Raw genomic sequence first — 22,173 nt, 5'->3', positions numbered from 1 at the left:
TTAGACACTGGCGTCGTAGAACAAATCGCCCTCTTGCGGGCGCGCTGCCACTCGCTCGGCCACTTGCTCAAGTAAGTCGTGCTCAGTGACTTGATCGGGTTTTTGGCTGACCGCTTCGCGATTAATACCCAGCTTTTTAAATAGCTGCATATCCGCGTCTTCATCCGGGTTTGGTGTGGTCAACAGCTTGCAGCCGTAGAAGATCGAGTTCGCGCCAGCCATAAAGCACAAGGTTTGCATTTGCTCGTTCATATCTTCGCGGCCGGCAGACAGCCGCACTGCCGATTTGGGCATCATGATCCGCGCCACCGCAATAATGCGGACAAAATCGAACGGGTCGACGTCATCGACGTTCTCAAGCGGTGTGCCTTTCACTTTGACCAGCATGTTGATTGGCACGCTTTCTGGGTGAGCCGGCATGTTGGCGAGTTCAACCAGCAAACCAGCGCGATCGCGAGCACTTTCGCCCAGCCCAATAATGCCGCCGGAACACACCTTCATTCCCGCGTCTCGCACGTTGGATAAGGTATCGAGGCGTTCTTGGTACGTCCGCGTGGTAATAATGTTGCCGTAAAACTCAGGTGAGGTATCGAGATTGTGGTTGTAGTAATCCAAACCCGCCTCGGACAAGGTCTTGGCTTGCTCCGCATCCAACATGCCCAGAGTCATACAGGTTTCCAACCCTAATCCTTTGACGCCTTGGATCATATCGAGCAAATACGGCATATCGCGTTGCTTGGGGTTTTTCCAGGCGGCCCCCATGCAAAAGCGCGTCGCGCCTGAAGCTTTGGCTTTTTCTGCCGCTTCGAGCACGCGTTCCACTTCCATTAAGCGCTCTTTCTCAACATCGGTGTGATACCGCGCACTTTGCGGACAATACTTGCAATCTTCTGGACACGCGCCGGTTTTGATCGATAACAGTGTGCTGACTTGCACTTGGTTGGCAGGATGGTATTCACGATGCACTTGCTGCGCTTCAAACAGCAAATCCATGAAGGGTTTATCGAACAATGCTTGCACTTCCTGTGCGGTCCAGTTGTGTCTTATTTCCACGCGGTTTTCCCCGTTGTTGTCGTTTTAATGCTTGGCTAGTCTACCCACAGACGTTAACCTGTCAACACAACAAGTTAACACTGGTTTACATCTGGTTCATTTATGAGCATAGACACACATTTTGACCGCGAGCATATCTGGCACCCCTACACCTCAACGCTCGACCCTTTGCCTTGCTTGCCCGTCTCACACGCAAGCGGCGCCGAGCTCCATCTTGAAGATGGCACTGTTCTGATTGATGGTATGTCATCGTGGTGGGCAGCCATTCACGGCTACAACCACCCTGCTTTGAACACCGCGGCGCATCAGCAAATTGATAAAATGTCGCATGTGATGTTTGGCGGTCTCACCCACCAGCCCGCGGTATCGCTTTGCGAACGCTTGGTCGCGCATTCACCCGCCCCGCTCACGCAAGTCTTTTTGGCCGATTCAGGATCTGTGTCAGTAGAAGTCGCGCTTAAAATGGCGATGCAATATTGGCAGGGACGCGGCGAATCGCGCGCACAGTTTTTGACCTTGCGTCATGGCTATCATGGCGACACGTTCGCTGCCATGTCGGTGACGGATCCTGATAATTCGATGCACAAACTCTACAAAGGGTTTCTGCCCCAGCATCATTTTGTGCCGTCGCCACAAAGCCGCTTTGACGGTGAGTGGGATCCTAGCGACATACAGCCTATGCGCGAAGCACTCGCCACGCATCACGGTCAACTCGCTGCCGTGATCTTAGAGCCCATCGTGCAAGGCGCAGGCGGTATGCGTTTTTATCACCCTGAATACCTGCGTCAAGTGCGCGCCTTGTGCGACGAATTTGATGTACTGCTAATTGTGGATGAAATCGCGACTGGCTTTGGCCGAACAGGAAAACTATTTGCCTGCGACCACGCGGGGATCAGCCCAGATATACTCTGCGTCGGCAAGGCACTGACCGGCGGCTACATGACCTTGGCCGCCACGCTAACCACCCGCCATGTGGCCGATACGGTCTGTAGCGGTGATGCAGGCTGTTTTATGCACGGCCCCACTTTTATGGGCAATCCACTCGCCTGTGCCGTGGCCTGCGCCAGCATTGATACCTTGCTGGAAAGTGACTGGCCGCAGACCGTCGCGCACATCGAGAAGCAGCTAAAAACCGGCTTAGCGCCTGCTCGCGCCCTCGAGTGTGTGGCGGACGTGCGTGTGCTTGGCGCAATTGGCGTGATAGAGCTGACCGAACCGGTGAATCTGGCCGATATTCAGCCCTTAATGACCGCCCAAGGCATTTGGGTTCGCCCGTTCGGCAAACTGGTGTATGTGATGCCACCTTATTGCATCCGCGACGACCAACTCCACCAACTCACTCAAGGCATGATCACCGCAATTAAGCAGTTTTTTGGTGAGTAGAGAGTCGATGACGCACACACCGCCCCGTTGATGATGGGCGGTGTTTTTCTCTTTGGGAAAGCGAGCAGTGCGGCTTTGTGCGTTACTCGTAGAGATACCTTTCTTCCGGTTTGTCGGATGAGTAAGCGACCAATTCCCACTCAAAACCGGCTTTATCATAGAAGTACATCCGCTTGCGGTGGGTTTCGTGCGCCATTGAACCATTGGGTTGATAACCTTTTTCAAGCAAGCGTTCGCGGATGGTATCGATGTCATCAATGATCAGCCCAATATGGTTCACGCCTTGAGATTTATAGGTACTACGTGGCTGTATGCTGGGCTCTGAGCTTGGGTTGGGCTCTTGCAGCGCAAAATAGCAGTGCTCATTGCCCACATGCACCCAACGATATCCTTTTGGCGACTGGGCATCTTGGCGAACTTTAAAATCGGGGACAGCCACCGCCAAAAACGCTAACGCCGCCTCCATGTCCACCACAGTGATATTGACGTGTTCGATTGTTGTCATCATTCATTCCCTTTATCCGTGCTATCGAAAACTGAGCTTGGAAAGCTAAACATCGAAGGCAAGGATAAAACCTCAAGATAACTTGAGGTCAACGAACAAAACAAAATCAGTGATCTGGGGAAAACATTTAATTCATGCTGCGGTATAGGTATAGATCCAGTCGTCGTAAAACACTCCGCCGATAGAGAAGGCATCGGGGTCAATCCGGCTGAGTTGAAACCCTACCTTTTCTAGCACGCGCGCAGAGGAAAGATTACCGGCGGTTACCGTCGCGTTGATGATTCGCGCATCACCATGATGAATGGCAAAATCGGTGACGGCCTGCAAAGACTCAGTCCCATAGCCACGCCCGTGATAAGGCGGCAACAGTAAATAGCCGACTTCCGCGACACCCTGCTCAAGTAAAAAACCGGTGACGCCGATTGGCGTTTGCGTCACCGTCTCTACGATTACCAAGCACAACCAGTGCTTAGCGTCAGGAGACCAGGGCGTAAGCCGTTGCTCAAATCGGGTTTCAATCTCATCCAGTGGCATCGGGTCAAAACATTGCGCAATCACGGCATTGTCTGTGTGTAGGCGGTGGAACAACGGCCAGTCCGCTTTGACCATTGGCCGCATGCTCAGGCGTGGGGTTGTCAGCGGAAACAGGCCCGTTTCCAATGTTGTATTTGTCATGATGCCTCACTCGGGGTACTGGCGACGTTGACTTTCGGTGCCGCAAAACCGCGGAAGATATTGTGTACGGAAAGCAGCGCGCACACACCCACTACCACACCAAGGTGCCATGCTTCGCTAACGCCCAAGCTCAATAGCGCCATACTCATCAACGCAGAAATAATCATCTGTCCACCACCGGAGAGCGCAGCGACGGTGCCGGCTTGGTTAGAGTAAGGTTGCATCACCTGCGATTGGGCGCACGGCAGCGCAATCCCATTGCCAAACACCATAAAGAACTGCCCAATCATCAGCAGTAACGGGTCCATCGGGGTGAGCCATAACCAAACCGCAGAAATGAGCTGCATCACCGGTGCCATCAACAGCATACGCTTGGTGCCCAAACGCGGCCGAATGCGCGAAACCAGCGCACTCCCTAACAATAAGCCACAGGTCGGAATAAGCGCCCACAGCGCATATTGATCCGAGGTCATACCGATGCGCTCTTGCATTAAAAATGGCATCAGCGACACCGTGGTGATCACCAAGGTAAAATTCACCCAGCTAATACTGGCGAAATAGAGAAAATACGGTGTTTTTAACAATGCGCCATAACGGCCGAGAATCACCTTCACATTGGGCAACGGTGAACGAGTATGCATGCTTTCTTTAAACAGGAAAAACAGTACGCACCACACCATGCTGGTGTACACCATCAGCAAAATAAAGATCGCCAGCCAGCCTAGATTGTGGTTAACGAACCCGCCAATAACGGGCGCCACAATCGGGGTCAAAGACGCCACCATAATCAAATATGACATGGCTTGCGGTAGTTGATCCCCAGAATACGAGTCACGGGTAAAGGCACGCGAGAGCACGGCACAGCAACCGGTGCCCATTCCTTGGATGCAGCGGCCAATGACCAGGCCAGTGAAGCTGGCGCTAAAACTCACCATCACGGTTAAGCCAATCAGTGAAAGCAACACACCGGCTAACAACACGCGGCGACGGCCAAGCGCATCTGAGATAGGCCCATAGATAAACTGTGATGGTCCAAAGCCAAGTAGATAGGCAGAGATTAGCAGTTGGACATTGTCCATACTGAGGTTGAAATCTCGGGCGATCCAGGGCAAAGACGGAAATACTAAGCCCATGCTGAATTGCCCAATGCTGACGGTCAGGCATGCCAGCAATACGGGCGACCAATTAAATGGGCGACTAGCCGATTGCATCCAGTTTCCTATGCGTTTTATTGATGTGGGGAGGTAGACGTCGCGATCCTAGCACATTGTGGATCACCGATAGATCACTATGGTAACAGTAATAACTGTATGAGTGGTAAACAAATAGTGACGTTTGGCCATCGGCCAGCGTTGCACTGGCCGATTTCACTGGGTGACAATAAATTAAAACGCAGGCTCTATGGTGCCATTAAAGGTATCTTGCAAAAACTGACGTGTTTTGTCGGACTGGAATAACGCGAGTAATCGCTGATACGTCGGGTTATCTTGATCGTCTTTGCGTGCGGCCACCACCATAACGGCGAGAGGCGCATCTTTAGATTCCAAGAAAATGCCCTGCTCGCTCGGATCGAGCCCTGATGACATCACATAATTCATGGTGATCGCCGCGGCATCGACATCTTGCAAACTGCGAGGCAGCTGTGCCGCTTCTACTTCCACAAATTCGAGCTGTTTAGGGTTGGATTGAACATCTTGCAGCGTGGCTTTAAAGCCAACATTGTCAGCCAACGTAATCAATCCTGCGTCTTCCAGCAATAACAGCGCGCGACCCGCATTTGTGGGATCATTGGGGATCGCAATTTGTGCGCCATTCGCTAACGCCTCGACCTTGTCGACTTTGTCAGAATAAATCCCCATCCGCATTAAGATTGAGCGACCAATCGCTACCAACTCGCTATCGTGGTTTTGGTTGAAATTGTCGAGAAACGGCTGATGCTGATAACTGTTTAAATCCAAACTACCATCCGCTAACCCTGCATTAGGCGAGATGTAATCAGAGAACTCTACGACTTCAACATCAATCCCTTCTTCTTTCGCTTGCTCAGCCACCGATTCAACCACTTGCGCGTGGGGACCGACCGTTGCGCCAATTTTAATGGTTTCAGTTTGGTCGGAACACCCTGAGAGGAATACCGCCGCGAGAAGTATCGCGAGACTTGCGCTGAGTTGTTTTATCTTCATTCCCTTCACCTTGCTAATTGGCCATTTAGACATCTAGAATGCCACATGGGTGATTAATGTCAATACGATTAGCTTGATACAAGGGCCGGCTTGATCGCATCCATTGCCCTACGCGTAATGGAAGACATGTTAAATCGATAGAAGGAGGCATGAGTATGACTAAGCTGTTTCCTTTGCCCCTGTTTTTGTTGCCGGGAGGCAGAGCCAAACTGCGCATTTTTGAACCTCGTTATTTACGCCTCGTCCGTGAGTGCTCAGCGAATCAAGAAGGATTTGTGCTGGCAATGATGCAGGGAAAGCGTCTTTACAAGTACGGCACCTTAGTCGACATCGTCGATTTCGAAACACTGCCCGACGGCTTGCTGGGTATCACGATCGCCGGTCGCCAGCGGGTAGAAATTATGTCGACGGACCAAGAAGCGGACAAACTTTGGGTAGGCGATGTGCGCGCACTCAATGATTGGCCTCATGATGAGCATTTGGGTGAGGCGCAAGCCGACAACAAAGCGCGTATCGCCTCAGGGCTCAAACACGTCTTTGCCGCTCACCCTGAACACGCAGAACAATATGAAGCGCCTCATTTCGAAGATTTAACCTGGAGCTGTCAGCGCTGGCTCGAAATTTTGCCGCTTTCTAATGCGCAAAAACAATGGTTTATTGCTCAAGAGTCAGCAGAAGAAGCGAAACAATTTATCAGTCAGCTGCTCGAAGAGGAAGTCGAGTGATCCAATCACTGCTACCCACGTACTGGTAGCCAAATGGACGGCTACGACAGATAGGACTCAACTATGACTGCGCCACAAACCATGTATACTGAGACCACCATTTCCAGACGGGACACGCGTGCCAACATGACTGACGTGACGAAGGAAGAGTTGTCTGCATTATTATTGAAAGTCTCGGAAGACCGTGACCGTGTTGCCTTCGAGCGCCTGTTCCGGTTTTTTGGCCCTAAGATTCGCTCTTACGGCGCCAAGCATCTCCGTGCTGATGGGCAAGCGATGGAGCTTGTGCAGGAAACCATGTTGGTTGTGTGGCGAAAAGCGCATTTGTACAACGCTGATAAAGGCGCAGCGACGACATGGGTCTTTACCATCATGCGTAACATTAGCTTTGACATGTTGCGTAAGGTGCAATCGAACCGGGAAGACAACTTCAGTGATGATATTTGGCCCGTGCTCGAATCTGGCCAGCAGGACAATGAGTCGGATGCTGGTGCGCAATATATGATGGATCAAGAGTTGCTGTCGTTCATTGATGAGTTACCCGACGTGCAACAACAAGTGGTGAGAGGCGTTTACCTGAAACAGCTTACCCACCAAGAGTTGTCAGAACAGTTAAACGTGCCGTTGGGCACCGTAAAATCCCGATTGCGTTTAGGTCTGGAAAAGCTCCGCAATCACCTGGAGGTTAAACAATGATTAAATATCACCCATCGACCGACTTACTTGACGCGTTTGCCGCTGGCAAACTGCCCACCTCGATGGCGATTGCGTTGTCAGCACATGTTGAGCTCTGCCAGGAATGCCAGGCATATGTCGCCGCTGCAGAAGCCTCGCTTGCAGATACAGCGTTCGACGAGGAAGAAATAACCGTTGCTGATTGGGATTATGCGGCTGAAGACGAAATGCTTGCTGCCATTTTCGAAGATGCGGCGGCCAATGATGGTGCCGTCGATGCGCAAACACCAGTCCGTGCAACACAAATAAGTGTGAGTAACAAAACCTACACGTTGCCACGCGCGCTACAGCGCTTTAGCGATTCTAACTGGTCATCATTTGGCAAAGTACAGCGCGCCCGGTTGAACCTTGATGAAGGGGCAACACGTGCCAGTTTCCTCCATATTGATGAAGGCGGCTCGGTGCCTGCGCACACGCACAAAGGCTATGAGTTAACCCTTTTGCTTGATGGTACGTTCGAGGATGAAAGTGGCGAATACGTACCGGGTGATTTTATTTTGCTCGATAGTCGCCATCATCATACGCCATTCACCAAACAAGGGTGTTTGTGCTACACGGTGGCAGATGCACCGCTTTATTTCACCAAAGGTGTGAGCAAATTACTCAATACCGTGGGACATGCGATTTACTAAAAAAATTCTGTGTTAGTTGTTATCCTTCTGGCGGCTGCGAAGCCGCCTTTTTTTATGCTGAAGAGGCAACGGAATGCGTGCATTTGCTCGGCGATGCTCTCCATTATCGCCATTAATCTCGTGGCGGTAACAGAATAATTACACCTGGTAAACCTTTACTTAATGACAACTCTCCGGCTCAGTCCTACATAACTAGTGCAAAGTAGTAATTTTCCCTTTACATCGGGTGAATCAAACTGGTTTAATTCGTCACTTCTAACGATTCATTAACAGCCATTGATAATAAACACAGTGAAGTGAGAGTCACATGAGTCAAACACAACTCGCCAGTGTCAGCCGAGGCAACTCGTTGGTACTTCAAATCCTTGTCGGTATTCTTGCCGGTGGTGTCCTTGCATACCTGTCTCCTGAGTGGGCAGCGAATGCAGGACTGTTCGGACAACTCTTTGTCAGCGCGTTGAAAGCCGTTGCCCCCATTTTGGTCTTCGTTTTAGTGGCGGCTTCCATTGCAAACCAAAAACAAGGGCAGCGCGCCAATATGCGCCCTATTATTGGTCTGTACCTTGTCGGTACGCTTGCTGCCTCGCTGACGGCAGTCACCATGAGCTTCTTGTTCCCCACGACCCTGGAATTTGCGACCACAGATGCCAGCATCACACCACCTGAAGGGATTGGCCAGGTATTGAATACGCTGCTTTTCAATATCGTGGATAATCCCGTTAGCGCATTGATGAACGGCAACTATATCGGGATCCTAGCCTGGGCGATTGGTTTAGGGATTGCCCTACACCATGCATCAAACGAAACCAAACGCGTGTTTTCCGACGTGTCAGAAGGCGTGTCGATGATCGTGCGCTTTGTGATCCGTTTTGCACCTTTGGGTATCTTCGGCTTGGTCGCGAGCACACTGGCTAAAAGTGGTTTTGATGCTCTCGCTGGCTATGTTCACCTTCTCGGTGTGCTATTGGGTAGTATGTTCACCATCGCACTCGTGGTTAACCCAGCGATTGTGTACTTCAAGACAGGTCAAAACCCATACCCACTGGTTTTAAAATGCCTACGTGAAAGTGGCATAACCGCCTTCTTTACCCGTAGTTCAGCGGCTAACATCCCGGTGAATATGCAACTGTGCCGCCGTCTTGATTTGGATGAAGACACCTACTCAGTGTCTATTCCACTGGGTGCAACCATCAACATGGGCGGTGCGGCGATTACCATTACGGTATTAACGTTAGCGGCGGTTCATACGCTGGGCATTGAGGTGGACATCGCCACTGCGGTGCTACTAAGTATTGTCGCGGCGGTATCGGCCTGTGGTGCATCCGGTGTGGCCGGCGGCTCACTGCTGCTGATCCCACTGGCCTGTAACTTGTTTGGGATCCCACAAGAGATTGCCATGCAGGTCGTGGGAATTGGCTTTACCATTGGCGTCTTGCAAGATTCCGCAGAAACAGGGCTCAACAGCTCAACGGATGTGGTATTTACCGCGGCAGCTTGCATGGCCGAAGAAAGAAAAAATAGTTAACATGGCTATTTAAAGAAACACTTTCAAAAAAGCAGGTGCACGTCACCTGCTTTTTTTATCGCTGGCCTAGGCGCTTAGGCCGTTATTGACTGTCGTCTTTCCAGTGTGCCACACCGCGCGACACTACCCCTCCAGAACCTTCATCAGCAAGTTGCCATCGTACATGGCTTGTTTGACCATCGCGGCCCCCGGCATGGTGGCCTGGGTATAAAAATAGCTTTCTTCCAACACGAGGTGCTTACTGTACAGTGGGATGGTTTGCGTCTTTAAGCACTCCATAATCGCCGGATAAAGCACGCTCTTGGCACGATTAAACTCGCCGCCGAAGAGTATTTTTTCTGGGTTGAATAAATTCACCACAATCGCGATAGCCGTACCCAGATGATGCCCCAACTCCGTGATCACCTGATGCGCGAGTCCATCGCCTGCCACTGCCGCATCACAGATTGCTTCTATGGTTAACGGTTTCCCCTGTAACTGGCTCGCGTGCCCCTCATCGAGCAGCGTCTGTACCTGTTCATACACGGCAGAAAGACTGGCGACCGTTTCCAGGCAACCATAGTTACCGCAAAAACAGCGTTTACCAAAAGGCTTAACCTGAATATGACCAAGCTCGCCCACATTGCCAACACGCCCCTGGAGTACCTTTCCCTCCAGCATGATCCCCGCGCCGACGCCATTGTGAACCGCGACTAGTACCGCGCTATCGGATTCTTTTGCGTTGCCAAATAACTTCTCTGCCAACGCCCACGAGCGTGTATCATTGCCCACAAATACGGGCAGCCCGGTCTCACGATGCAACACGGGCCCCAGCGGCATATGGTCAACCTCAAAATGCGGCATTTGGATCACTGTACCTTGGGCGCTGTTCACCAAGCCCGGGAGCGAGACCGCAATGCTGGTAACACGATCAACCGTTTGTTGGTGGCGTGAGAAAAAGGCTTTTACGTATTCAACCACCGTGGAAAGCAAGGCATCCTGCGCCATGACATCAATTTCATGGCGTTCTTGAATAAGGATTTCACTACTCAGTGAGTGCAATGCCATAGTGAGATATCCACGGCCAAGGCGCATCGATAAGAACTGCCAGCCTTCATTGTCCAGCACCAGACCAACAGCGGGCCGGCCACGCATGCTGGTGCCCTGTATTTGTGTTTCTTTGACCAAGTGCGCATCCATCAACTCCCGGACAATTTTGGTAATACTGGCAGGCGCCAATTGACTGCGCTTCGAAAGCTCAATCCGAGAAATCGGCGCAAAGCGGTCGATCAAATTATAAATCGTGCCCGCATTTTTACGCTTAATGTGGTCGATATGTCCCGGCTGCCCAATAATCATGCCTTGTCCTATAACTGCTTGGCCATGGTGATACCCCTGATATCACCTATCTCCGTGAATTTTTTTACTTCGCGAACTAATTGTGAAGCAGCAAGCTGCTACCCCGTGATGTGGGTCACTTTAGATCGATGAAATCGCGTACAAACTCACAAAACCCGCTTAAACAGTAACGCTGTTCAAAGGCTAATCACGCGTGAAAAAACAAGATCTCAGTCGTATTCATTGGCATAATGTGGCGCTTTATATCTATCGCTATAAACCATCATGTACCGAGTCAACGAAATATTTGAAACCATTCAGGGCGAAGGCACGTTTACAGGGGTTCCCTCTGTTTTTGTTCGCTTACAAGGGTGTCCTGTCGGTTGCGCCTGGTGCGATACCAAGCAAACTTGGGAAACCGATGAGAAAGATCAGAAAGACAAAATTTTTATTATTGATAAATCTGAGGATTCTCCCGCTTGGTGCTGGCTTGATAGCAATGCGATTACCGCCGACATTTTAAGCCGGTACCACGCGCGCCATATTGTGATTACCGGTGGCGAACCTTGTCTTTATGACTTAAGGCCGTTAACCCATGCGCTAGAAGCGGGAGGTTGCCAATGCCAAATAGAAACGAGCGGCACCTACCCTATCCACGCATCCGCCAATACGTGGGTCACTGTGTCTCCGAAAATCAATATGCGAGGGAAGTTGCCAGTGCTTAAGGAAGCGATGGCGCGGGCGAATGAGGTAAAGCACCCGGTCGGCACAGAAAAGGACATCGATCAGCTTGATGCGCTACTCGCCACCTGCCCACCGGCTGATACAGCAACGATTGCATTACAGCCCGTGAGCCAAAAAGCGCGCGCGACCCAGCTGTGCATTGATACATGCATTCAGCGAGGCTGGCGTCTATCGATACAGACACATAAGTATCTGGCGATTGCCTGAGCATGGAGAGCAACGGCTTGGGTCGGTCGCCGTTACTCAAAACCGCGTGACTCGCGCAGCGCCACGACACTCAGTCACCGTAATAGGTACAGCCGGCGGTGCAGGTCTCTTTCACCATCACTTTACTGAGTAAGGGTAAATTTGGCTTAACTTGTTGCCAAATCCACTGTGCGAGTACTTCGCTGGTCGGATTCTCTAGCCCTTCAATCTCATTGAGATAATAATGATCAAGGCGGTTATAGATAGGCTTAAACGCCGCTTTGATTTCCGCAAAATCAATTACCCAACCTGTGTGAGGATCCACCTCACCTTCTACGTACAAACGCACGATAAAAGAGTGTCCATGTAAGCGACCACACTTATGTCCCTCAGGGACATTAGGAAGGTGGTGTGCCGCTTCAAAGGTGAACTCTTTAAACAACTCGGTGGTCATTTTATCTCTTCCAACAACAATAAGAGGCCGCATGCTACTCAAATTAGCCGGATGACTCAATCGCATTCCTCACTGGCTAAGCGCACGTAACATTCCAACCTAGCATTCAGCCAACAATGCGGACTCGTGTCTCACTAACGGGACGATTTACGTCGATGAAATCACACATTTTATATGGGGACTCCCTTACTTGCGCACTCAGGGTTTAACATAGTGGCTACAGGCTATAACTGATAACTCTATAACTTAATAACAAATGGTTGACTCATGCGCATGACCCTTGCGAGCAAAATTCTTCTTGCTCTTTTTCTTGTTTTCGCTCTGGTGCTCGTCACGTCCTTGGCCTACCAATCTCATCAGCAAAAGGCACTGATGACTTCGATTGTTAGTCAGCAAACGCTCGATAAAGCCTCTAACTACTTTGATAGCCTTAACATGTTGATGTTGACGGGCACCATTAGCCAACGAAATACCTTGCGAGAAAAAATGCTTTCTCATGAAGGTATTGAAGAAGCGCGTGTGATCCGATCCGACGCTATTACTCGCTTTTTTGGCCCCGGTAACCCCGAACAATCGCCGCAGGATGCGATTGATCAGCGTGCCCTAGACGGTGAAACCATCGTTGAAACCGTCGACAGCAATGGCGAAAAAGGACTCGTGGTTGCCCTACCAATGAAAGCAAGCAGCGACTACCGCGGCACTAACTGTCTGCAGTGCCACGTCGCCGAAGAAGGGACAGTGCTAGGGGTGATTCGCCTTGAGTACGATCTCGAGCCGCTTTACGGCACCATAGATAAAGAAATGCTCATTACTGCCGGGATCATGGGAAGCATTGCTGTGATCGGTTTTCTGATCTCATTAACGGTGATCCGTCGGTGGGTAGTGTCTCCGCTCAAGCGGGTCTCTGCGTTCATGAAACGTACCAGCCATGATAAAAATCTGGCCGAGCGTCTCAACGATACCCGAGGCGATGAAATCGGTGAGCTATGTGATAGCTGTGATCAGTTGCTTGATAACTTCTCTGCCAGCTTGCAACAAGTTCAGCGCACCTCTGAAACGCTGTCAGCCGAGGCGATGAACTTGATTCGCGTCTCTAGCCATACCGACCAATTAGCGGATAGCCAGCGTCATGAAACCAATGATATGTCATCGGCGATCGATAATGTTCAACAACACCAACATGATATTCAAAACCGCACCCAAGAAGCGGCGCAACTGAGTGAATCAGCGGCCACCAGCGCCAACCAAGGCAGTGATCTCGCTAACGTTGCCGCCAATGATATTCGCAAGTTAGTCGAAGATATAAGCCAGGTGCGCAGCCAAATTTTGGATGTGAATCAACAAAGCCAGCAAGTGACCACTATTCTGGGGGTGATTCGTGAAATTGCCGAACAAACCAACTTGCTCGCGTTAAATGCCGCTATCGAAGCCGCGCGTGCTGGCGAACAAGGCCGTGGTTTTGCGGTAGTTGCTGAAGAAGTGCGTAACCTTGCCAGCCGCAGCCACGACGCAACCGGAGAAATCCAGACCATTATCGAAAACCTGTGTGCAGGTAGCGAAGCCTCAGCACAAGCGGTGGAAGCAACCAGTGACAGTGCTAATCAGCGAGGCGAAACCGTTATGGCTCTCTCTGAGGCGCTCGGCAATATCGCCGAGCAAGTCACCACCGTGAATAACAACGCGGACGATATTAGCCAACAAAGCGAACACCAAGCACAAATGACCGATGCCCTCCTCTCTCAAGTTGGCCGAATCCAAAGCCATGCTAACGATACCGCCAGCAATGCCAATGAGGTCAAAGCTATCAGCGCGAATCTTGAGCAACTGGTTGAGCAGTTAGAGGGATTAATTGGTCAATTTAAGCTCTCAGACTCGCTCAAGTCTTGAAGCTATACAGGATACAGGTAAACTTGCTAGCCTAACTTGCAAAATGACTGATGCGGTTGTCACTGAATAACCGCGTTACCCTAAACGGAGATAGAAGCGAATTATGACATACGCGCCTGTAGTAGACGTCCTGCGCGGCAAGGCGGCAGTCGACACTGAAGTGACTGTGCGTGGATGGGTCCGGTCACGCCGAGATTCCAAAGCCGGTATTTCTTTTCTTGCCATTTACGATGGCTCTTGTTTTGACCCTATTCAGGCCGTGGTCCCTAATGAGCTGGATAATTATCAGCAAGACGTTCTTCGCTTGACCGCTGGCTGCTCAGTTGAAGTCACGGGTAACGTGGTAGAGTCGCCAGGAAAAGGCCAAGCCTATGAGCTGCAAGCCACAGCCGTAAAAGTCGTCGGTTGGGTAGATGACCCTGATACCTATCCAATGGCGAAAACACGTCATTCTATCGAATACTTGCGTGAAGTGGCCCATTTACGCCCACGCTCAAACGTGATTGGTGCGGTGGCGCGGGTTCGCCACACCTTGTCACAAGCGATCCACCGCTTTTTCCATGAGCAAGGCTATTACTGGATGTCTGCGCCATTGATCACCGCCTCAGACTGTGAAGGTGCTGGCGAGATGTTCCGCGTCTCTACCTTAGACTTGGCCAATGTGCCCAAAACCGAGCAAGGCGACGTCGACTTTGACCAAGACTTTTTTGGCAAAGAAGCCTTCTTGACCGTATCGGGTCAGTTAAACGCTGAAACCTATGCCTGTGCGTTGAGCAAAGTCTACACCTTCGGTCCAACCTTCCGCGCGGAGAATTCAAACACCAGCCGTCACTTGGCGGAGTTTTGGATGGTTGAGCCAGAAGTGGCCTTTGCCGACCTGGATGATTCGGCGGCCTTGGCAGAAGCCATGCTTAAGTATGTGTTCAAAGCTGTGCTTGAAGAGCGCCAAGACGATATGAAATTCTTTGAGCAACGCATTAACAAAGACGTGCTCACGCGTCTGGAAAAATTTGTTAATGCAGATTTTGCCCAAGTGGATTACACCGATGCGGTCACCATCTTGCAAAACAGCGGCCAAACATTCGAATTCCCAGTTGAATGGGGAATCGATTTAGCGTCTGAACACGAGCGCTATCTTGCAGAAGAGCACTTTAATGCGCCGGTGGTCGTTAAAAACTACCCGAAAGACATTAAAGCCTTCTACATGCGCATGAACGATGACGGCAAAACCGTTGCCGCGATGGACGTGTTAGCACCGGGAATTGGCGAAATTATCGGTGGCTCTCAACGTGAAGAGCGTCTTGATGTACTTGACCAACGCTTAGAAGAAATGGGCCTTGAGAAAGAAGATTTCTGGTGGTACCGCGATCTACGCCGCTATGGCACAGTTCCTCATTCAGGCTTTGGTTTGGGCTTTGAGCGCCTCGTTTCCTACGTAACCGGAATGAGCAACATTCGCGATGTGATCCCTTTCCCTCGCTCACCACGCAATGCCAACTTCTAAATCGGTTTGCTATTCAAAAGGCTGCATATTGCAGCCTTTTTCTTGTGTTTTTTCCGCGTAAAAACTGCTTTTACAGCATAAACCGATACAAAACACATGACTGGTCCGCTTGTCCTTCGGTTTCTATTCTTCTCGACAAGTGTTATAAAAAAGCCAGTTTGACTTTCATTCATCATAACCATGGACGACACCAATGTTTGAGAAAATCTCTGCCGCTCCCGCTGATCCTATTCTAGGACTGACTGAAGAATATAAAGCTGACCCCCGTGAAGACAAAATCAATCTCGGGGTAGGCGTCTACAAAAACGAGCATGGCGAAACGCCGGTACTCCCTTCTGTCAAAAAAGCCGAAGCGTTACTTCTCGACAGAGAAAGCACCAAGTCTTACTTAAGCATTCCTGGCACGGCCGAATATGGCCTCGCGGTGCAACAACTGCTGTTCGGTGAGCAAGCTGACGTTATCAACGACAAACGCGCGCAAACCGCACACTCACCAGGTGGAACCGGTGCGCTTCGCTTGGCTGGCGAGTTTATTAAACGTCATCTTGGCGATGTCACGGTTTGGATCAGCAATCCAACTTGGGCAAATCATAAGGGCGTATTTACTGCCGCTGGCCTTCCTTTAGCTGAATACAGCTATTACGATGCGGCGAAAAACGATAAAGACTTTGCAGCAATGGTCGCTGACCTTGAGAAAGCAAGCTCAGGTGATGTTGTTCTCCTTCATGGCTGCTGCCATAACCCGACTGGCATCGACCCTACCGAGCAAGAGTGGCAAACCCTCGCGGAACTCTGTCAGCGTAAAGGCCTGCTGCCGATGTTCGACTTTGCTTATCAAGGCTTTGCCACTGGTGTCGAAGAGGATGCTGCCGGCTTACGTATTTTTACTCAGGTATGTCCTGAGCTGCTTATCGCGAGCTCATTTTCGAAAAACTTTGGTTTGTATAATGAGCGAGTGGGCGCCTTTACGCTCGTTGGCCGTAATCAAGAAGAAGCCACCAAAGCGTTTAGTCAGGTGAAAACCATTGCCCGCGTTATTTACTCTAACCCACCCGCTCACGGCGCCGCCGTAGTGACCACCATCTTGAACGACGCAACGCTCAAGGCGCAGTGGTTGCAAGAGCTAGCGGACATGCGCGATCGCATCAAAACCATGCGTACCGAATTTGTCAAAACATTGAAAGCGCAAGGTGTGTCGCGTGACTTTAGCTTTATCGAGCAGCAAAACGGCATGTTCTCGTTCTCTGGGCTCAATAAAGACCAAGTCAATGCACTCAAAGCCGATCATGGCGTGTATATCGTCGGCTCAGGCCGTTTAAATGTGGCAGGCATGACGCACACCAACATGGTGCCACTTTGCACTGCCATCGCAAAGGTTTTAGACTAAGCACCGCTGTCTTAAAACTGAAACAAAAGGGCCGCAAGGCCCTTTTTTTATGGGCTCCGTCCAGAAAGAAACAATTTATTAACATAATTATTAATAGAAAGCCTGAAACCACTACACTAAAACCAACAAGGCTTTTATCAACTGTGACCAAAAAAGATAAAGACTATGAGCAATAATGAAGTTGTATTTGGTGACGATGAGCGCCTCGTCTCGACCACTGATAAACGCGGGGTGATTACCTACTGTAACCCGGAGTTTATTCGGATCGCTGGCTACGATGAAGAGGAACTGACGGGCGCGCCTCACAATATTATTCGTCACGCCGATATGCCCAAAGCGGCATTTGCGGATATGTGGCGAGCTTTAAAAGCTAACCAACCTTGGCGAGGTATCGTCAAAAACCGCTGTAAAAACGGCGATTATTATTGGGTAGACGCGTATGTCACCCCCATTTACGACCGAGGCCAAGTCACCGGCTATCAGTCCGTCAGGGTGAAGCCTGATCCTGCCGTCAAACATCGCGCCGCGCAAATCTACCAAACCCTGTGTCGGGCAGAGAAAAACGGCAAGTCGATGAAGCAGTTGTCGGTTGCCGATATTCCTGCGGCATTGAAGTACACATTAATGGGGTTGGGATTGGTCGCCGCACCTGTGTCGCTTATTTTCGATAGCGCCATATCGGGCTGGGATGTGGCGGGCGCCATTGCGATGCCTTTGGTGCTTGGTACCCTCTTCCGTGACGAGCTCTTTACCTTGCCAACCCTCGCGCGCGGCGTGCAAGCCAATTACGACAGTATCAGCCGCTATATTTACTCGGGGACTGGGCTCAGTTCGGTGGTTGACTACAAGGTGAAAATGCTCAATGCCCGCATACGTACTATTCTTGGACGTATGCTCGATGCTTCACTGTCACTGAATCAATTTTCGGATGAGTTGAGTGCATTATCAACACGCGTGTCTAATGCTATCAATAAGCAAAGCCACCAGATTTCCTCGATTGCCAGTAACATTGATCATGCCTCTGAATCGGCAAACAGGGTATCTGATAACGCCCAGCAAAGTGTTGAACTATTGCACTCGGTCCAGCAGCAAAGCAAAGAAACCGAATCCTTGTTACAGCAGACAGGCGAGCAATTAAAAAGCCTCTCTCAACAATCTGAAAACTCCCTCACCGCGACGCAACAGCTGTCTGCCACCGCAGATCGAGTGACCGAGTCAATGAGTGAGATCAGTGGGATTGCCGAGCAGACTAACTTGCTAGCGCTGAATGCGGCAATTGAAGCGGCACGCGCTGGAGAGCAAGGCCGAGGCTTCGCCGTTGTTGCCGATGAAGTGCGGGCGCTTTCCAGTCGGACGCAAACAGCCACGGAGCAAATCCAGTCTTCAATCCAAGACATGCACAACACTATTTCGCATTGGCAAAACCAGATTCACGAAAGCCACGAACAAACACAAGCGTGTGTTGATACCACGGACCACAGTATTACGAGCCTGCACTCGGTCAGAAATGCGATAGAGGATGTGGTCGGCCGCACGAATGAAACACACCACTCTGCCCAAGCGCAATTAGAGAGTTTCACCGCCGTTAGCAAAGAGATCCATGATATCGAATCGGTTTCTCAGCAAAACCTCAACGAGGTCAATGATGTTTCCGAGGCAAGCCGTCAGCTGCGAGATAAAGTGCGTCAGTTCCACGATATTGCGAGGCAGTTTGAGTAAACCAAACCGCTAACGCCTCCACGCTAACCGCCCTAAAAAAGCCCCAGTCTGTTACCAGAGTGGGGCTTTTTGAACATCTGCCGTCTGAGCATGGGCGTTATTGAATCCCGTGCAAAAACTCAGCACGTGTTGCCGCATTCTTCTTAAACAAGCCACCGAGTGCGGTGGTGGTCGTCTCACTGTTGGCATCCATGACACCACGAGATTTCACGCAATAATGCGTCGCTTCAATACGCACCGCTACGTCCTCGGTTTCCAGCAGCGTTTGCAATGCCACCAACACCTGACGTGTTAGTCGCTCTTGCACTTGCGGACGTTGAGAGAAGAAACGCACAATCCGGTTTATCTTGGACAGACCAAGCACTTTGTGGTTAGGAAGGTAGGCGACGGTTGCCCGACCATCAATGGTAACAAGGTGATGCTCGCAGGTGCTGGTCACTGAAATGTCCTTAACGCGCACCATCTCATCGCAACCCATCTTGTTCTCAATCATGGTGACTTTGGGGAATTGCGCGTAATCCAAGCCTGAGAAAATCTCATCGACATACATCTTCGCAATTCGCGCCGGTGTCTCGGCCAAACTATCATCGGTAAGGTCTAAATCGATCGACTGCAGAATTTCACGCATATGAAATTCAATTTTTTCTTTTCGTTCTTCAGAAGACATCGGAGATGTCGCCGTCATTGGGGTTTCAATACCGCGAGCAACCAACGCTTCCTGAACTTTCTTTGCAGCATCGCTCAATGCCATGATGGATTCCTTTTTGGGTCTGCCCTAGCCGTTCTTCTACTTACACACTGTAGCCAGTGTCGGATCAGTGCTGTCACTAAATAGAAGCATAACGTTAATATCCAAAAAATACACCTCGCGAATGCTGTGGTTTTACTGCCTGATGCCTTAGTGGACAGCCTCAATGGCAAAATTGTCAAGGAAAATGAACATGTTCGCTCAGAAATGATGTCGTCATGTGCGACCTACGCTATCGCCAAGATGTCATCCTTCGTTATCTCGTCTTCTGAGTGAAACTAAACTGTCATTTTTATTTGGTAATCTCATCAGTTGATTTCCTGCGACTAACCAACCGTGGCGTCAGCCATACTCGCTCAGTGAATTGTGCTGGTGCAATAAACACCACCAAGACAAGATTTCAATAATAATAAGACACGCGATGGTATATCTTGCCCCCTCTACCGGGGGCTTTTTTTATCGCCCAACATAAAAGACATTGGCTTGACATAAACTCACATTTTTATTGGCATACTTGTTACTAACTTGGCTACGCTTGAATTGAAACCCACTGTTAGTGACTAAGGAGTCATTATGAAAAAACACGTGTTGATGGCAGTCATGCTCACTGCCGGGGTGACCGCTTGTAGTAACGGCCAGTATGCCGGCGGTGACGATGGCAGCGTGACAAGCTCTGGCGTTGCCCAGCAATGGCAACTGACCATGGTCGATCAACAGGCTATCAGTGCGGAAGGAACCCCAACGCTTACCATTAATAAGGACATGGGTGTCAGCGGCTTTAGTGGCTGTAACCGTTATTTTGGTAACGCTGAACTGAATAGTAATCGCTTCAAAGTGGCGCCAATGGCCAGTACTAAGATGGCGTGTTCGTCCAGTGCGATGGAACTCGAACAAACCATGAGTCAGGTTCTAAGCCAATGGAGTGATGCAACAATACGTGATAATCATCTTATGCTCAGTAACGAGGCGCATACGTTATTATTCACCGCGGCTAACACGCAAAACACTGAAGAAGATCCCCTACTCAAAAGCCCTGTGGTTGATTCCCGCTTCAATAAAGGTGAAGAGTACTAACCTCGCGTCAGCGTTTATATCTTAGAAACATACAAGGGCGGTGCATCTGTACCGCTCTGGTTCTTTAAGGGTCAATGCTTTTATTGTCCTGCACCGGCGCGCTGATTTCCATCCAGTGCCACCCAGTATCATTGTCCGCTTTCGCACGGGTCAAGCCAATTTCACCATAAGCATGTAATCGCGAGGCAGTCATTTCTTTTTGATCGCTGACCGTTACCCCGCCAACAAATACCCTGACCCGATCTTCCGGCTCTCCTTCAAACTCTACCTTTAATCGTTTCACCGCTTTTACACACTCATCAGCCAATCGCTCTGCGCCTTCTGTGCGCGGCAAGATGGCAACAAACTGGCTACCGGTAAACCGACATACCAAATCACCGGGCCGTTTAAGCATCTCATCCAGTACCTGTGCAATTTGTCGGATCAACTGATCACCGGCAATGCGTCCATACTGGTTGTTGTAATTAGACAGGTGCTGGATCTCTACTACCATCAGGCTCAAAGGCGCTTCATCACGAAGTGCACGCTGGATCTCACGTTCGAGCTCCTGCTCAAACTGGGTGCGATTATGTAATCCCGTCAACCCATCACACTTGGTCATCGACTCCAGTCGACTATTGGCTTCTTTCAATGCGTGTGTTTTTTGATCAACTTGTACCTGAACACTGTAGGCGCGAGACTGCAGGCGATAAAGCAGATAGCAAATCACCAAAAATATGCCACTGCCAATGAGAAACGTCCACAACGGCACCCAGCTTTGCCTTGCCTGCATGTAGCTGACGGTCGGATAGCCAATCAGTTCCCACTCGCGACCTGCGAAGAAAATAGGCTTGGCGGGCTGTTGCGCCAGTGAGTCTTTCATTTGTGCCAATTCCACCCGCTGCGTATGAAGTACTTGGCGATGACTCGGGTCGGTCGCATCAATCAGGGTATAATTAATCCCATCATTAATGACGGTGTCGATCGCCAAATTAACCAAGGTATTCACATCAATCACCGCCACCAGAAACCCGCGTAAATCTCGCGTGTCTTCTCCACCCAGCTGCTCTGGATCTAATAAGATAGGCATGATCAACAAAAAGCCGCGTACATTGCCATAGGCGCGCTCAATAGTGGTAGCAGGGGTGGCGACAGGCACGCCGGTATTAAAGCTGGTTTTCAATGCCTGACGGGTGACTGGCGTGGAACCAAGATCGTAACCAATAACAGACGCTTCGCTGTTCTCGCCAGAGGTGAATCTCAGCGGAAAATACATGTCACGCCGCTTAGCAGGGATCAGCTGATTGTTTGGGCTTAGTTCGACAATATTAAACCCTGACGACGGGTCACCTCTTTCTTCCATTCCCTGAACATAATGCCGGCGCTGATGGTGCATCACGATATCCACCCACTCTATCGACTTAAAGCTTGGGTGGCGTTTCAGTACACCGGATGTCAGCGGCTGAAAATTACGCGCGTCCAATCGGTGACCCGCGTCAAAATGATTCTTAACCGCGTAGAGCAGTTCAAGGCCAAGGTTGACCTCGCGCGCCAACGCCATTGCGGCATTATTCACGTCTTTATGCAGCTCTTTACGAATCGCCTCTTGCTCTTTTTGATACAATAAATGGGCGGTTAAGGCTGCAAATCCCACACCGATCAGTGCGGTTAATACAATTACGCTCCATGCTCTTCGCGGCATCAGTGTCGTCCTTATAAAGAATAATCCACGTGATAAAACAGAAGGTTCACTGACTC

At 50.3% G+C, this 22,173-nt stretch carries 20 protein-coding genes; 11 read left to right on the top strand and 9 right to left on the bottom strand.

Going from position 1 to position 22,173, the window contains the following annotated elements:
• A complete protein-coding gene (gene bioB, locus BZG20_RS11305) occupies positions 1 to 1,053 on the bottom strand; it encodes a biotin synthase BioB (protein ID WP_077579062.1) in 1,053 nt (350 codons plus the stop codon).
• Positions 1,054 to 1,161: 108 nt separating this feature from the next.
• On the opposite strand from bioB, the gene bioA reads away from it, so the two are divergent.
• A complete protein-coding gene (gene bioA, locus BZG20_RS11300; RefSeq protein ID WP_198531483.1) occupies positions 1,162 to 2,436 on the top strand; it encodes an adenosylmethionine--8-amino-7-oxononanoate transaminase in 1,275 nt (424 codons plus the stop codon).
• 82 nt (positions 2,437 to 2,518) lie between these two features.
• On the opposite strand, the gene BZG20_RS11295 is transcribed toward bioA, so the two are convergent.
• The 4 genes from BZG20_RS11295 to BZG20_RS11280 all read right to left on the bottom strand — a co-directional run bounded on the left by BZG20_RS11295 (position 2,519) and on the right by BZG20_RS11280 (position 5,799).
• Positions 2,519 to 2,944 (bottom strand): VOC family protein, encoded by a 426-nt coding sequence (locus BZG20_RS11295; protein ID WP_241829529.1) that lies wholly within the window; start codon positions 2,942 to 2,944, stop codon positions 2,519 to 2,521.
• Positions 2,945 to 3,073: 129 nt separating this feature from the next.
• The gene (locus tag BZG20_RS11290) at positions 3,074 to 3,616 is read right to left on the bottom strand and encodes a GNAT family N-acetyltransferase (RefSeq protein ID WP_077579059.1); all 543 of its coding nucleotides are present in this window, start codon (positions 3,614 to 3,616) and stop codon (positions 3,074 to 3,076) included.
• Complete coding sequence (locus BZG20_RS11285) at positions 3,613 to 4,827, bottom strand: multidrug effflux MFS transporter (RefSeq protein ID WP_077579058.1); 1,215 nt, start codon at positions 4,825 to 4,827, stop codon at positions 3,613 to 3,615. The genes BZG20_RS11290 and BZG20_RS11285 overlap by 4 nt, the downstream gene beginning before the upstream one ends.
• A gap of 174 nt (positions 4,828 to 5,001) precedes the next feature.
• Positions 5,002 to 5,799 carry a MetQ/NlpA family ABC transporter substrate-binding protein gene (locus BZG20_RS11280; RefSeq protein ID WP_077579057.1) on the bottom strand — a complete coding sequence of 266 codons (798 nt, stop codon included), beginning with the start codon at positions 5,797 to 5,799 and terminating at the stop codon, positions 5,002 to 5,004.
• Positions 5,800 to 5,954: 155 nt separating this feature from the next.
• Here BZG20_RS11280 and BZG20_RS11275 point away from each other — a divergent pair, with 155 nt between their 5' ends.
• From BZG20_RS11275 to sstT, 4 genes are all read left to right on the top strand, one after another.
• Positions 5,955 to 6,524 carry an LON peptidase substrate-binding domain-containing protein gene (locus BZG20_RS11275; protein ID WP_108743409.1) on the top strand — a complete coding sequence of 190 codons (570 nt, stop codon included), beginning with the start codon at positions 5,955 to 5,957 and terminating at the stop codon, positions 6,522 to 6,524.
• Positions 6,525 to 6,587: 63 nt separating this feature from the next.
• The gene (locus BZG20_RS11270; RefSeq protein WP_077579055.1) at positions 6,588 to 7,220 is read left to right on the top strand and encodes a sigma-70 family RNA polymerase sigma factor; all 633 of its coding nucleotides are present in this window, start codon (positions 6,588 to 6,590) and stop codon (positions 7,218 to 7,220) included.
• Positions 7,217 to 7,891 (top strand): ChrR family anti-sigma-E factor, encoded by a 675-nt coding sequence (locus tag BZG20_RS11265; protein ID WP_077579054.1) that lies wholly within the window; start codon positions 7,217 to 7,219, stop codon positions 7,889 to 7,891. Before BZG20_RS11270 ends, BZG20_RS11265 begins: the two co-directional genes overlap by 4 nt.
• A 307-nt stretch (positions 7,892 to 8,198) precedes the next feature.
• Positions 8,199 to 9,416 carry a serine/threonine transporter SstT gene (gene sstT, locus BZG20_RS11260; protein WP_046073082.1) on the top strand — a complete coding sequence of 406 codons (1,218 nt, stop codon included), beginning with the start codon at positions 8,199 to 8,201 and terminating at the stop codon, positions 9,414 to 9,416.
• A 123-nt stretch (positions 9,417 to 9,539) separates the two neighbouring features.
• Here sstT and BZG20_RS11255 read toward each other — a convergent pair whose 3' ends face one another.
• On the bottom strand, positions 9,540 to 10,754 hold the full coding sequence (locus BZG20_RS11255) for an ROK family transcriptional regulator (protein WP_077579053.1): 1,215 nt from the start codon (positions 10,752 to 10,754) through the stop codon (positions 9,540 to 9,542).
• A 264-nt stretch (positions 10,755 to 11,018) separates the two neighbouring features.
• On the opposite strand from BZG20_RS11255, the gene queE reads away from it, so the two are divergent.
• On the top strand, positions 11,019 to 11,684 hold the full coding sequence (gene queE / locus BZG20_RS11250; protein ID WP_077579052.1) for a 7-carboxy-7-deazaguanine synthase QueE: 666 nt from the start codon (positions 11,019 to 11,021) through the stop codon (positions 11,682 to 11,684).
• A 70-nt stretch (positions 11,685 to 11,754) separates the two neighbouring features.
• Here queE and queD read toward each other — a convergent pair whose 3' ends face one another.
• Positions 11,755 to 12,117: a 6-carboxytetrahydropterin synthase QueD gene (gene queD, locus BZG20_RS11245; protein ID WP_046073079.1), complete on the bottom strand. Its 363-nt coding sequence runs from the start codon at positions 12,115 to 12,117 to the stop codon at positions 11,755 to 11,757.
• 372 nt (positions 12,118 to 12,489) lie between these two features.
• Between queD and BZG20_RS11240 the strand changes: the two genes are divergently transcribed.
• The 4 genes from BZG20_RS11240 to BZG20_RS11225 all read left to right on the top strand — a co-directional run bounded on the left by BZG20_RS11240 (position 12,490) and on the right by BZG20_RS11225 (position 18,614).
• Positions 12,490 to 14,004: a methyl-accepting chemotaxis protein gene (locus BZG20_RS11240; RefSeq protein WP_231637367.1), complete on the top strand. Its 1,515-nt coding sequence runs from the start codon at positions 12,490 to 12,492 to the stop codon at positions 14,002 to 14,004.
• Positions 14,005 to 14,107: 103 nt separating this feature from the next.
• Positions 14,108 to 15,508: an asparagine--tRNA ligase gene (gene asnS / locus BZG20_RS11235; RefSeq protein WP_046073077.1), complete on the top strand. Its 1,401-nt coding sequence runs from the start codon at positions 14,108 to 14,110 to the stop codon at positions 15,506 to 15,508.
• 193 nt (positions 15,509 to 15,701) lie between these two features.
• Positions 15,702 to 16,895, top strand: a complete 1,194-nt coding sequence (locus tag BZG20_RS11230; protein ID WP_077579051.1) for an amino acid aminotransferase — start codon at positions 15,702 to 15,704, stop codon at positions 16,893 to 16,895.
• Between the two features lie 165 nt (positions 16,896 to 17,060).
• A complete protein-coding gene (locus BZG20_RS11225) occupies positions 17,061 to 18,614 on the top strand; it encodes a PAS domain-containing methyl-accepting chemotaxis protein (protein WP_077579050.1) in 1,554 nt (517 codons plus the stop codon).
• A gap of 97 nt (positions 18,615 to 18,711) precedes the next feature.
• Here the strand turns inward: BZG20_RS11225 and folE are convergent, their stop codons facing one another.
• Positions 18,712 to 19,368 (bottom strand): GTP cyclohydrolase I FolE, encoded by a 657-nt coding sequence (gene folE / locus BZG20_RS11220; protein ID WP_046073073.1) that lies wholly within the window; start codon positions 19,366 to 19,368, stop codon positions 18,712 to 18,714.
• Positions 19,369 to 19,935: 567 nt separating this feature from the next.
• On the opposite strand from folE, the gene BZG20_RS11215 reads away from it, so the two are divergent.
• Complete coding sequence (locus BZG20_RS11215) at positions 19,936 to 20,436, top strand: META domain-containing protein (RefSeq protein ID WP_077579049.1); 501 nt, start codon at positions 19,936 to 19,938, stop codon at positions 20,434 to 20,436.
• A gap of 64 nt (positions 20,437 to 20,500) precedes the next feature.
• Here the strand turns inward: BZG20_RS11215 and BZG20_RS11210 are convergent, their stop codons facing one another.
• The gene (locus BZG20_RS11210) at positions 20,501 to 22,117 is read right to left on the bottom strand and encodes a diguanylate cyclase (RefSeq protein WP_046073072.1); all 1,617 of its coding nucleotides are present in this window, start codon (positions 22,115 to 22,117) and stop codon (positions 20,501 to 20,503) included.
• Positions 22,118 to 22,173 lie beyond the last annotated feature (56 nt).

The organism is Salinivibrio sp. IB868, assembly GCF_001995655.1.
Taxonomy (GTDB): domain Bacteria; phylum Pseudomonadota; class Gammaproteobacteria; order Enterobacterales; family Vibrionaceae; genus Salinivibrio; species Salinivibrio siamensis.
This window is presented reverse-complemented; position numbering and strand designations above follow the sequence as displayed.

Bases quoted from the DNA above. Each gene is read 5' to 3' on its own strand.
- BZG20_RS11295 (WP_241829529.1), bottom strand. From the start codon at position 2,944: ATGATGACAACAATCGAACACGTCAATATCACTGTGGTGGACATGGAG.
- BZG20_RS11290 (WP_077579059.1), bottom strand. From the start codon at position 3,616: ATGACAAATACAACATTGGAAACGGGCCTGTTTCCGCTGACAACCCCA.
- BZG20_RS11285 (WP_077579058.1), bottom strand. From the start codon at position 4,827: ATGCAATCGGCTAGTCGCCCATTTAATTGGTCGCCCGTATTGCTGGCA.
- BZG20_RS11280 (WP_077579057.1), bottom strand. From the start codon at position 5,799: ATGAAGATAAAACAACTCAGCGCAAGTCTCGCGATACTTCTCGCGGCG.
- BZG20_RS11275 (WP_108743409.1), top strand. From the start codon at position 5,955: ATGACTAAGCTGTTTCCTTTGCCCCTGTTTTTGTTGCCGGGAGGCAGA.
- BZG20_RS11270 (WP_077579055.1), top strand. From the start codon at position 6,588: ATGACTGCGCCACAAACCATGTATACTGAGACCACCATTTCCAGACGG.
- BZG20_RS11265 (WP_077579054.1), top strand. From the start codon at position 7,217: ATGATTAAATATCACCCATCGACCGACTTACTTGACGCGTTTGCCGCT.
- sstT (WP_046073082.1), top strand. From the start codon at position 8,199: ATGAGTCAAACACAACTCGCCAGTGTCAGCCGAGGCAACTCGTTGGTA.
- BZG20_RS11255 (WP_077579053.1), bottom strand. From the start codon at position 10,754: ATGATTATTGGGCAGCCGGGACATATCGACCACATTAAGCGTAAAAAT.
- queE (WP_077579052.1), top strand. From the start codon at position 11,019: ATGTACCGAGTCAACGAAATATTTGAAACCATTCAGGGCGAAGGCACG.
- queD (WP_046073079.1), bottom strand. From the start codon at position 12,117: ATGACCACCGAGTTGTTTAAAGAGTTCACCTTTGAAGCGGCACACCAC.
- BZG20_RS11240 (WP_231637367.1), top strand. From the start codon at position 12,490: ATGACTTCGATTGTTAGTCAGCAAACGCTCGATAAAGCCTCTAACTAC.
- asnS (WP_046073077.1), top strand. From the start codon at position 14,108: ATGACATACGCGCCTGTAGTAGACGTCCTGCGCGGCAAGGCGGCAGTC.
- BZG20_RS11230 (WP_077579051.1), top strand. From the start codon at position 15,702: ATGTTTGAGAAAATCTCTGCCGCTCCCGCTGATCCTATTCTAGGACTG.
- BZG20_RS11225 (WP_077579050.1), top strand. From the start codon at position 17,061: ATGAGCAATAATGAAGTTGTATTTGGTGACGATGAGCGCCTCGTCTCG.
- BZG20_RS11215 (WP_077579049.1), top strand. From the start codon at position 19,936: ATGAAAAAACACGTGTTGATGGCAGTCATGCTCACTGCCGGGGTGACC.
- BZG20_RS11210 (WP_046073072.1), bottom strand. From the start codon at position 22,117: ATGCCGCGAAGAGCATGGAGCGTAATTGTATTAACCGCACTGATCGGT.